Genomic DNA, 11,489 nt, shown 5'->3' with positions numbered 1-11,489 from the left:
CTCTACCTTTAACGACAGCCGAGGACGGACGGGGCGGATGAGCAGCAACGAAGACAGGCTTCTCGAGTATCTCAAGCGCGTCACCGGGGACCTCCGACAGGTCCGGGAACGCCTTCGCGAGGTCGAGGAGAAGGATCAGGAACCCATCGCCATCGTCGGCATGGCGTGCCGCTACCCCGGCGGGGTGCGCTCGCCCGAGGACCTGTGGCGGCTGGTGGTCTCCGGCGGCGACGCGGTCGGGGAGTTCCCTGCGGACCGGGGCTGGGACGTGGAGGACATCTACGACCCGGACCCGGAGGCGGCGGGCAAGACGTACGCGCGGCACGGCGGATTCCTTTACGAGGCCGGGGAGTTCGATCCCGGGTTCTTCGGGATCAGTCCGCGTGAGGCCGTGGCGATGGATCCTCAGCAGCGGCTGCTGCTGGAGACCACGTGGGAGACGTTCGAGCGGGCCGGCATCGACGCGGAGTCGGTGCGGGGGAGCCGTACCGGTGTCTTCGTCGGCTCCGGCTACCAGGACTACGTCAACCTCCTGCTCGGCGTGGCCGGCGAGGCCTCCGACGGCCACGTCGGGACCGGCAACTCCGCCAGCGTGATGTCCGGCCGCATCGCCTACACCTTCGGCCTGGAGGGGCCCGCGGTCACCGTCGACACGGCCTGCTCGTCGTCGCTGGTGGCGCTTCACTGGGCGATCCAGGCGCTGCGCAGCGGCGAGTGCTCGCTGGCACTGGCCGGCGGTGTGCAGGTCATGACCACGCCCACCGCGTTCGTGGAGTTCAGCCGCCAGCGCGGGCTGGCCCCGGACGGGCGGTGCAAGCCGTTCGCCGCCGGGGCGGACGGCACCGGCTGGGCCGAAGGCGTCGGCATGCTGCTCGTGGAGCGGCTCTCCGACGCCCGCCGCAACGGGCACCGAGTCCTCGCCGTCGTGCGGGGCAGCGCGGTGAACCAGGACGGTGCCTCCAACGGCCTGACCGCGCCGAACGGGCCCGCGCAGCAGCGGGTCATCCGCCAGGCCCTGGCCTCGGCCGGCCTGTCTCCGGCCCAGATCGACGCGGTGGAGGCACACGGCACGGGCACGACGCTGGGTGACCCGATCGAGGCGCAGGCGCTGCTGGCCACGTACGGCCGGGAGCGGCCCGAGGGACGGCCGTTGTGGCTGGGTTCGCTGAAGTCCAACATCGGTCACTCGCAGGCCGCGGCCGGTGTCGGCGGCATCATCAAGATGGTCATGGCGATGCGCCATGGCGTGCTGCCGCAGACCCTGCATGTGGACGAGCCGACGCCGCACGTGGACTGGTCGGCCGGTGACGTCCGGCTGCTGACCGAGGCCATGGACTGGCCGGAGTCCGACCACCCGCGCAGGGCCGCCGTCTCCTCCTTCGGTGTCAGCGGCACCAACGCGCACACCATCATCGAACAGGCCCCGGCCCAGGACGAGGAGCCCGCCGGGGCTCCCGCCGTCGGCCCCCTGGCGTGGATGCTCTCCGCCAAGAGCGACGCGGCGCTGCAGGCCCAGGCGGCCCGGCTGCTGTCCGTCGCCGACGGTGACGTATCGCCGACGGACGTCGGCTTGTCGCTGGCCACGACCCGGGCGGCCCTGCGTCACCGGGCCGCGGTGGTGGGGGAGACCCGTGAGGAACTCCTCAACGGCCTGCGCGACTTGGCCGCCGGCACCCCGTCGCCCGGTGTGCTGCTGGGGCGCCCCGTCGGTGGAAAGACCGGGTTCCTCTTCTCCGGCCAGGGCTCGCAGCGCATCGGCATGGGGCGTGAGCTGTACGAGGGGTTCCCCGTCTTCGCCGATGCGTACGACGAGGTGTGCGCGCACCTGGACGCGCCGGTCGACGTCGATGCGGAAACGCTTCACCAGACCGGGTGCACCCAGCCCGCCCTGTTCGCGATCGAGGTGGCACTCTTCCGGCTCCTCGAATCCTGGGGCGTCCGGCCCGACTTCGTCGTGGGCCACTCCGTGGGCGAGATCGCGGCGGCACATGTGGCCGGTGCGCTGTCGCTCGCCGACGCCGCGAGGCTGGTGTCCGCCCGTGCCGCGCTGATGCAGGCGCTGCCGGCCGGCGGGGCGATGGCCGCCGTACAGGCCACCGAGGACGAAGTCCTGCCGCACCTCACCGACGGCGTGAGCATCGCCGCGATCAACGGCCCCTCGTCGGTGGTGATTTCCGGCGACGACACGGCAGCCCTGGCGATCGCCGAGGTCTTCAAGCAGCAGGGCCGTAAAACGTCCCGCCTGAAGGTCAGCCACGCATTCCACTCGCCTCTCATGGATCCCATGCTGGAGGAGTTCGCGCAGGTCGTGCGCGGGCTGACCTTCGAGGAGCCGCAGCTCCCCGTCGTCTCCAACGTCACGGGTGAGCTCGTCGAGGCGTACACGGCCGAGTACTGGGTCCGCCACGTCCGCGAGGCCGTGCGCTTCGCCGACGGCGTGCAGACCCTCAGCGACCAGGGCGTGACGACCTTCGTGGAGATCGGCCCCGGCGGCGTCCTCAGCGGAATGGCGCAAGGCTGCATGGACAGGGCTGTCACGGTCCCGCTGCTGCGTGCCGACCGCCCCGAGCGCCAGGCCCTCGTCACGGCCCTCGCACAGCTGCACACCCATGGCGTCGCAGTGGACTGGAGCGTCTTCTTCTCCGGTGCGCGGACGACCGACCTGCCGACGTACGCCTTCCAGCACGAGCGGTACTGGGTGGACGCGCCCGAAACCGCTGCCGCCACCGCGATGGCGGACCCGGTCGACGCCGAGTTCTGGGACACCGTCGAGCGCGAAGACCTGGAGGCGCTCGCCGGCACCCTGGACATCCGTGCCGAAGACTCGTTCAGCGACGTGCTGCCGCGCCTGTCGTCGTGGCGGCGGCAGCGCAAGGAGCGGTCCGCCGCCGAAGCCTGGCGCTACCGCGAGTCGTGGAAGCGCCTGGGCGAGCTCGCTCCGGCCGGACTCGGCGGCACCTGGCTGCTGGCCGTGCCGGAACAGGACGACGAGAGGATCGCCTCCGTCCGCACCGCGCTCACCGCCCGCGGCGCCGATGTGCAGACCCTGGTCGTCGGCGCGGCGAGCGACCGCGACGGCCTGGCCCGGGAGCTGACCGGGCTCGGACCGGTCGACGGAGTGCTGTCCCTGCTCGTCACCGACGATCCCGTGTTGCCCACCCTGTTGCTCGTCCAGGCCCTGGGCGAAGCGGGCGTCGACGCCCCGCTGTGGTGTCTCACCTCCGGCGCGGTGGCCGTCAGCGGCTCCGACGCCGTACGCGACGCACGGCACACCCAGGTCTGGGGCCTGGGCCGCACGGTCGCCCTGGAGCTGCCCCGGCGCTGGGGCGGCCTGATCGACCTGCCGGAGACCGTCGACGACCAGGCCGCCGCACGCCTCGCAGGAGTGCTGGCACAGGCGCAGGCGGGCCGGTGGGACGAGGACCAGCTCGCGGTCCGCGCCTCCGGCGTCTTCGCCCGGCGGCTCGCCCACGCCCCGGCCCGTCCGGCCACCAACCGCTGGCAGCCCCGCGGTACCGTCCTGATTACCGGCGGTACGGGTGCGCTGGGCGGCCACGTCGCCCGCTGGCTGGCGCGCAACGGCGCCGAGCACCTCGTCCTCACCAGCCGCCGGGGCCCGGACGCGCCGGGCGCCGCCGCGCTGCGGGCCGAACTGGAGGCCCTCGGCGCCCGCGTCACGCTCGCCGCGTGCGACGTGGCCGACCGCGACGCCGTCGCGGCCCTGCTCGCCGAGCACACCCTCACCGCCGTCGTGCACACCGCCGGAGTCGCCGACGCCGGCATGGTGGCCGACACGACCCCGGCCGCCTTCGCCGCCGCGCTCGCCGCGAAGGCCGGCGGCGCGGCCCACCTGGACGAGCTGCTGGGCGATCAGGAGCTCGACGCCTTCGTCCTCTTCTCCTCCATCTCCGGCGTCTGGGGCAGCGGCGGCCAGGCCGCCTACGCGGCCGGCAACGCCTTCCTGGACGGGCTCGCGCGGCAGCGCCGCGACCGCGGCCTCACCGCGACCGCCGTCTCCTGGGGCCCCTGGGCCGACGGAGGCATGGTCGAGGACGGGGACGACGAGGAGCGGCTGCGCCGCCGCGGGCTCCGCGCGATGAGCCCCGACTCGGCCGTCACCGCCCTGCAGCACGCCCTCGACCGCGACGAGACCGTACTGACGGTCGCCGACGTGGACTGGTCGCGCTTCATCGCGCCGTTCACCCTCGGCCGCCCCAGCCCGCTGCTCGGCGACCTGCCCGAGGTGCGCGCGACGCTCGTGGAGGACACCCCGGCCGAGAACCATGGCTCCGGGGCGCTCGCAAAGAGCCTGACCGGGCTGTCGCAGGACGACCGGGAACGCGCCCTCGTCGACCTCGTGCGCACGCACGCCGCCGCCGTCCTCGGCCACCGCGGCGCGGGCGCGGTCGAGGCCGACCGGCCCTTCCGGGACCTCGGCTTCGACTCCCTGACCGCGGTGGAGCTCCGCAACCGGCTCAACGAGGCGACCGGCCTGGCCCTGCCCACGACCCTGGTCTTCGACCACCCCACGGCCGCGGACCTCGCCGCCCACCTGCTCACCGAACTCACCGGCGGCCAGGACCCGCAGGCCACGGCCTCGGCGGCCGCCGCCGTACTGGACGAGCCGATCGCCATCATCGGGATGGCCTGCCGCTACCCCGGCGGCGTGCGCTCGCCCGAGGACCTGTGGGAGCTGGTCGCCTCCGGCCGCGACGCGATCTCCCGCTTCCCCGGCAACCGCGGCTGGGACGTCGAGGCGCTCTACCACCCGGACCCCGACCACCCCGGCACCACGTACACCACCCAGGGCGGATTCCTGCACGACGCGGACGAGTTCGACCCCGCCGTCTTCGGGATCAGCCCGCGCGAGGCCGTCGCCATGGACCCGCAGCAGCGCCTGCTGCTGGAGACCACGTGGGAGGCCTTCGAACGCGCCGGGATCGCCCCGCACACCGTGCGCTCCACCGGCACCGGCGTGTTCGTCGGCTCCGGCTACCAGGACTACACCGCCCGCCCGCTCAAGGTGCCCGACGGCGTCGAGGGCTACATCCCCAGCGGCAACGCGGCCAGCGTGATCTCCGGCCGCCTCTCCTACGCCTTCGGCCTGCAGGGGCCGTCGGTCACCGTCGACACCGCGTGCTCGTCCTCGCTGACCGCCCTCCACCTCGCCGTGCAGGCGCTGCGCAACGGCGAGTGCTCGATGGCGCTGGCCGGCGGCGTGATGGTGATGGCCGGCCCGTCCGCGTTCACGATGTCGAGCAGGCAGCGCGCGCTGTCCGCCGACGGCCGCTGCAAGGCGTTCTCCTCGACCGCCGACGGCACCGGCTTCGCCGAGGGCGTCGGCCTGGTCCTGGTCGAGCGCCTGTCCGACGCGCGCCGCAACGGGCACCAGGTGCTGGCCGTCGTACGGGGCAGCGCGGTCAACCAGGACGGCGCCTCCAACGGCCTGACCGCCCCCAGCGGCAAGGCCCAGCAGCAGGTGATCCGACAGGCCCTGGCCAACGCCCGGATCGCCCCGGACGAGGTGGACGCCGTGGAGGCCCACGGCACCGGCACCAAGCTCGGCGACCCCATCGAGGCACAGGCGCTGCTGGCCACGTACGGCAAGGAGCGCTCCGAGGAACGCCCCCTGTGGCTCGGCTCGCTGAAGTCCAACATCGGCCACTCCCAGGCGGCCGCGGGCGTCGGCGGCGTCATCAAGATGGTGATGGCGATCCGCAACGGCGTCCTGCCGCAGACCCTGCACGTCGAAGAGCCGACCCCGGACGTCGACTGGAGCGGTGGGAACGTACGCCTGCTGACCGAGCAGACCGCCTGGCCCGACCGGGGCAGGCCCCGGCGCGCAGCCGTCTCCTCCTTCGGCATGAGCGGCACCAACGTGCACACCATCATCGAACAGGCCCCGGAGACCGGGCCCGCCGCCGAGGACGAGCAGACCCGCACGACCCCGGACGGCACCACTACCACCACCGCCCAGGCCGTGGACGTGTTCCCGTGGGCGCTGTCCGCGAAGACCGCGCGGTCCCTGCGCGAGCAGGCCCGCCGGCTGCTGAACCACCTCGACCGCATCGAAGGGCTCTCCCTGCCCGGCGTCGGCCGCGCCCTCGTCACCACGCGGACCCAGCTGGAGCAGCGGGCCGTGGTCGTCGGCCGCGACCGGCACGAACTGCGGTCCGGGCTTGTGGCGCTCGCCGAGGGCGAGCCCGCGGACACCGTGGTCCAGGGCTCCACCACGGCCTCCGGCAAGGTCGCCTTCGTCTTCCCCGGCCACGGCTCGCAGTGGACGGAAATGGCCGCGGAACTGCTGGAGACCTCCCCGGTCTTCGCCGAGCAGGCGAAGGCCTGCGCCGAGGCGTTCGCCCCCTACCTCGACTGGCCGCTGCTCGACGTCCTGCGCGCCGAGCCGGGCGCGCCGGGCATGGAGGACGTGGAGGTCGCCCAGCCCGCGCTGTTCACGGTGATGGTGTCGCTGGCCGACCTGTGGCGCTCCTACGGAGTGACGCCCGCCGCCGTCGTCGGCCACTCGCAGGGCGAGGTCGCAGCCGCCTACGTCGCGGGGGCGCTGACCCTGGACGACGCGGCCCGGATCGTGGCCCTGCGCAGCCGCACGCTCACCAAGCTCATCGGCAAGGGCGCGATGCTCGCGGTCGCGATGCCCGCCGACCGGGCCCGCGCGCGGCTGGAGAAGTACGGGGACCGGCTGTCGGTCGCCGCCGTCAACGGGCCCGCCGCCCTGACCGTCTCCGGGGAGCCCGGCGCGGTCGACGAACTGCTGGCGGAGCTCGAAGGCGAAGGCGTCCGCGTGCGCAAGGTCCGCGGTGCCACCGGTGCCGGGCACTCCGCCCAGGTCGAGAGCCTGCGCACGGAGCTGCTGGAGCTGCTGGCCCCGGTCACGCCGCGCGCGGCGGACGTCCCCTTCTACTCCACGGTGACCGGCGCCGTGCTGGACACCGGCACCCTGGACGCCGAGTACTGGTACCGCAACGCCCGCCGCACGGTGGAGTTCGAGCAGACCGTACGGACGCTGCTGGAGGACGGGCACGGGGTGTTCGTCGAGTGCAGCCCGCACCCGCTGCTGGCCGGTGCCGTGCAGGAGATCGCGGAGGAGGCCGGCGCCGACGCCGTGACCGGCGCGTCGCTGCGCAGGGACCAGGGCGGCATGGACCGCTTCCTGCGCTCCGTCTCCGAACTGCACGTCAACGGCGTGCACGTGGACTGGACGGTCCCCTTCGCCGGGCATCCCGAACAGCGCGTGGACCTGCCGACGTACGCGTTCCAGCGGCAGCGCTACTGGCTGGAGGGCGCCGACCCGGAACCCGCGGGAACCGATCCGGTCGAGGCCCGGTTCTGGGATCTGGTGGAGGACGCGGACCTGTCCGCGCTCGCCGGTGAGCTCGGGGCGGACGACGCCGCCCTCATCGGCCCTGCCCTGCCCGTGCTGTCCGCCTGGCGCCGCCGCAGCCGCGAGAAGTCCACGGTGGACGGCTGGCGCTACCGCGTCGCCTTCCGGCAGCTGACCGACGCCCCGGCGGCCCCGGACCTGGACGGCCTGTGGCTCGCCGTCCTTCCTGCCGGACTGGCCGACGAGGAGTGGGCGCCCTGCGTCGTCGGCGTGCTCGGTGCCCACGGCGCCAAGGTGCGCGTCGTCGAACTCCCCGTCGACTGCGACCGCGCGGACGCCGCGAACCGGCTCGCCGAGGAGCTCGGCACCGAACAGCCCGCCGGAGTCCTCTCGATGCTCGGCCTCGCACCCGGCCTGCACCCGGCCCACCCGACGCTGTCGGCGAGCCTCGCCGCGACCGTGACCCTGCTGCAGGCACTGGGCGACCTGGACGTCCAGGCACCGCTGTGGTGCGCGACCCGCGGCGCCGTGTCCACCGGCGCCTCCGACCCGCTGCGCGACGCCGACCAGGCACAGCTGTGGGGCCTGGGCCTCGTCGCCGCGCTGGAACTGCCCCGGCGCTGGGGCGGCCTGGTCGACCTGCCCGAGGAACTGGACGAGCACGCACTGCGCCGCCTGGCCGGAGTGCTGGCCCAGCACGACGAGGACCAGCTCGCCGTACGCGCCGACGGCGTGTTCGGCCGCCGCATGGTCCGCGCACGGCCCGCCGACGCCGAGCCCGCCACGCCGTGGCGGCCCCGCGGCACCGTCCTGGTCACCGGCGGAACCGGCGGCGTGGGCCGCAACCTCGCCCGCTGGCTCGCCGGGGCGGGAGCCCAGCACCTGGTGCTGACCAGCAGGAGCGGGCCCGACGCCCCCGGCGCGCAGGAACTGCACGCGGAGCTGACCGCCCTCGGTGCCGAAGTCACCATCGCCGCCTGCGACATCGCCGACCGCGAAGCGGTCGCGCGGCTGCTCGCCGGCATCGAGGACTGGCACCCGCTCACCGCGGTCCTGCACGCCGCCGGCACGGCACGGTCGTCCATGCTGACCCACGCCGGCCTCGACGAGTTCGCCGAGGCCGCGGCCTCCAAGGTCACCGGCGCCGTCCACCTGGACGAGCTGCTCGACGGCCGTGAGCTGGACGCGTTCGTCCTCTTCGCCTCCGGCGCCGGCGTCTGGGGCAGCGGCGGACAGGCCTCCTACGCCTCCGCCAACGCCTTCCTCGACGCCCTGGCACTGCGGCGGCGGGCCCGCGGCCTGACCGCGACCTCTCTCGCCTGGGGCGGCTGGGCCGGCGGCGGCATGGTCGACGAGGCGGTCCAAGAGCGCGGCGAGAAGCGGGGCCTGGGATTCATGGCCCCCGAGCTGGCCATCTCCGCACTGCACCAGGCGGTCGAACACGACGAGGCGGCCCTGACCGTCGCCCCGATCGACTGGGAGAAGTTCCTGCCCGCCTTCACCGTGGGACGGCCCAGCCCGCTGCTGGCCGACCTGCCGGACGTACAGCGGATCCTGGAGGCCGAGCAGGCCGCGGTCGAGGAGACCGGCGCCGACGCGGGTCTGGCGGCCGAACTCGCCGGACTCGCCCCGGCCGAGCAGGAGGAGCGGCTGCTGGAGCACATCCGCTCCCAGAGCGCCGTGGTCCTCGGCCACGCGTCGGCCGAGGACGTGCAGCCCACCGCGCAGTTCCTGGAGCTGGGCTTCGACTCGCTCACCGCGATCGACCTGCGGCGGCGCCTGTCGGCGGCCACCGGTCTCAAGCTGCCGGCAGGACTGGCCTTCGACCACCCCACGCCCGCGAAGCTCGCCAAGCACCTGCTGACGAAGCTCGGCAGCGCGGGCCGCGGCGCCGCGGAGGAGGAGCGGCCGGCCGACATGCTGGTGCAGCTCTACCAGCACGCGAGCGAGAACGGGACGGCTGCCGAGGCCATGGGGATGCTGATGGAGGCGGCCCGCTTCCGGCGCTCCTTCGAGCGGCCCGAGGAACTGGACCGGCCGCCCGCCCCGGTGCGCTTCTCGCAAGGAGACAGCCCCTTCGCGCTGATGTGCTTCTCGCCGTACGTCGTACCGGCCGGGGCGCACCAGTACGCGCGGTTCGCCGCCCCCTTCCGCGACCGGATGGACATGTGGGCGCTGACCCACCCCGGCTACGAGAAGGGCGAGCCCGTCCCGTCCGACGTGGACGCCGTGCTCCGCCTGCACGCGCGCACCGTGCTGGAATGCGCCGGCGGCAAGCCCGTCGTCCTGCTCGGCTACTCCTCGGGCGGCTGGATCGCCCACGGCGTGGCGGCCCGCCTGGAGGCCATGGGAGAGAAGCCCGTGGCCGTGGTGATGGTCGACAGCTTCAGCCGCGAGATCCCCTTCGACCGCCAGGTGCTCAACGCCATGGCCCAAGCGCAGTCGCAGCGCCTGGACTTCATGAGGTCCGGCGGCGAACAGCTCACCGCCATGGGCCGCTACATGCACCTGTTCGACGACTGGGCCGCGCCGGAGATCGGCGCGCCGACCCTGCTCGTGCGGGCGAGCGAGCCCATGCCGGCGGCCGGCGCGACGGACGGCGACGGGCGCGCGGCACCTCCCGAGCACGTCGGCACGACCGTCGAAGTGGCCGGGAACCACTACTCGATGATGGAGGACCACGCCGGCACCACCGCGGCGGCGGTGGAGTCCTGGCTGGCGGACGTCGTCACGGATCCGTCCGGCCCCGCCGTCCCTCCGGACGCAACGACCTGATGACCGGGCCCGCGATCACCGCGAGCACCCGGACCGGACAGAGCAGATGTGGGAGACAGACATGACGAAGGCGCTCTACGAGATCGGTGAGACCCCGCCGCTCGGCGAGGTCCCGCGGCAGATGTACGCCTCGGTGATCCGGCAGAGCCGCTTCGGTCAGCCGAAGCAGGCGTTCCGCACCGAGGTCGTCGACACCCCCGCCGTGGGCCGGGGCCAGGTGCTGGTCTACGTGATGGCCGCCGGCATCAACTACAACAACGTATGGTCCTCGCTGGGCACGCCGGTCGACGTCATCGGGATGCGGCAGCGCCAGGGGCAGCCCGAGGACTTCCACATCGGCGGCTCGGAGGCCTCCGGCGTGGTGTGGGCCGTCGGCGAAGGCGTCCGCAACGTCAAGGTCGGGGACCAGGTGCTGGTCACCAGCGGCCAGTGGGACGAGACCGCCGAGGACATCCGGCTGGGCACCGACCCGCTGGTCTCGGAGAGCATCAAGGCCTGGGGCTACGAGACCAACTACGGCTCCTTCGCCCAGTTCTGCCGGGTCGACGAGTACCAGTGCCACCCCAAGCCCGCCGGCCTGTCGTGGGAGAAGGCGGCCGCCTTCCTCCTCACCGGGCCCACCGCCTACCGGCAGCTGTTCGGCTGGCAGGGCAACACGGTCCGCCCCGGCGACCCCGTCCTCATCTGGGGCGGTGCGGGCGGCCTCGGCTCGATGGCCATCCAGCTCGTCAGGCTGGCCGGTGGCGTCCCCATCGCCGTGGTCTCCGACGAGGACCGCGCCGCGTACTGCCGCCGCCTCGGGGCCGAGGGCACCATCAACCGCCGCGACTTCGACCACTGGGGCCGGCTGCCCGACGTCGGGGACGCCGAGGGGTCGGCGCGGTTCCTGCGCGGCGCCCGCGGCATCGGCAAGAAGATCTGGGAGATCCTCGGCGAACGCAAGTCCCCGCGGATCGTGCTGGAACACAGCGGCCAGGACACCCTGCCGACCTCGATGTACCTGTGCGACAACGCCGGCATGGTGGTGATCTGCGGCGGCACCTCCGGCTACAACGGCGACGTCGACCTGCGCCACCTGTGGATGCGCTCCAAGCGCCTCCAGGGCTCGCACTACGCCGACACCCGCCAGTGCCGCGAGGTCATCAACCTCGTCGGCGCCGGCATGCTCGACCCCTGCCTGTCCGCCTGCGAAGGCTTCGAGGACATCGGGCGCATGCACCAGATGATGCACGACAACGTGCACCCCTCCGGGAACATGGCCGTCCTCGTGAACGCCCCCCGCCGCGGCGAGACGACACTCGAACTCCCCGCCGCCTGACCGCTTTCGGCCCTGCGAACCCTCCCCCTCCCATCAGCAAGTGCAAGGAGAGTC

1 protein-coding gene and 1 pseudogene are annotated in these 11,489 nt (G+C 73.6%); both read left to right on the top strand.

The annotated features are described in order from the left end of the window. Positions 1-37: 37 nt before the first annotated feature. Positions 38-10,117, top strand: a pseudogene (locus IE241_RS09710) (type I polyketide synthase); the annotation flags it as partial. 61 nt (positions 10,118-10,178) lie between these two features. Beyond that, the gene (ccrA, locus tag IE241_RS09705; protein WP_190021267.1) at positions 10,179-11,435 is read left to right on the top strand and encodes a crotonyl-CoA carboxylase/reductase; all 1,257 of its coding nucleotides are present in this window, start codon (positions 10,179-10,181) and stop codon (positions 11,433-11,435) included. The last annotated feature ends 54 nt before the right edge of the window (positions 11,436-11,489 follow it).

This window comes from Streptomyces hiroshimensis (assembly GCF_014650335.1).
Taxonomy (GTDB): domain Bacteria; phylum Actinomycetota; class Actinomycetes; order Streptomycetales; family Streptomycetaceae; genus Streptomyces; species Streptomyces hiroshimensis.
The sequence above is the reverse complement of the archived record's forward strand: the minus strand, read 5'-3'. Positions and strand labels throughout refer to the sequence as shown.

Coding starts and splice junctions, on each gene's coding strand:
- ccrA (WP_190021267.1), top strand. CDS start 10,179: ATGACGAAGGCGCTCTACGAGATCGGTGAGACCCCGCCGCTCGGCGAG.